Origin of the sequence: Staphylococcus sp. EG-SA-17 (assembly GCF_017151845.1) — a bacterium.
GTDB classification, from domain to species: Bacteria; Bacillota; Bacilli; order Staphylococcales; family Staphylococcaceae; genus Staphylococcus; species Staphylococcus aureus.
The window spans coordinates 1-498 of the sequence record NZ_JACVZO010000083.1; the positions used below are offsets into that span (position 1 = coordinate 1).

1 pseudogene is annotated in these 498 nt (G+C 32.5%); it reads right to left on the reverse strand.

Features of this window, described 5'->3' with window-relative positions:
• Window positions 1-213: pseudogene (locus IDG65_RS14160) on the reverse strand (IS5/IS1182 family transposase); the annotation flags it as partial.
• Window positions 214-498 lie beyond the last annotated feature (285 nt).

Sequence of the window (498 nt, forward strand, 5' to 3'; positions counted from 1 at the left end):
GGTATTTTGAATCATTGTTAAAAATGGAATTAAAGTTCTAGTATCTGTTGGGTTTTGAAATAGGTCATAGGATAAAACAAATTGAGAATTTGTCGCTATTTGTAAATTGTATCCTGGCTTAAGTTGGCCATTTTTCATATGGTCTTCCTTCATTCTCATAAAAGTTGCATAATGATCAGTTTTAGAAAAGCTATTTTTATCTTCTTTAATCTCTGGTATTATTTTTCTTCAACTAAGTCACGATATAGTGTTTTTGAATTCTCGTTCAATTTCGATTTGTTATTTTGAATACTTTTTTCCACACCAATGTATATCTATTGGTAGTGTAAGTTGGGCAAAGTGTCTTATTTTTTTAAGTATTTCAAAGTAATATTACATGTTAATACGTAGTATTAATGGCGAGACTCCTGAGGGAGCAGTGCCAGTCGAAGACCGAGGCTGAGACGGCACCCTAGGAAAGCGAAGCCATTCAATACGAAGTATTGTATAAATAGAGAA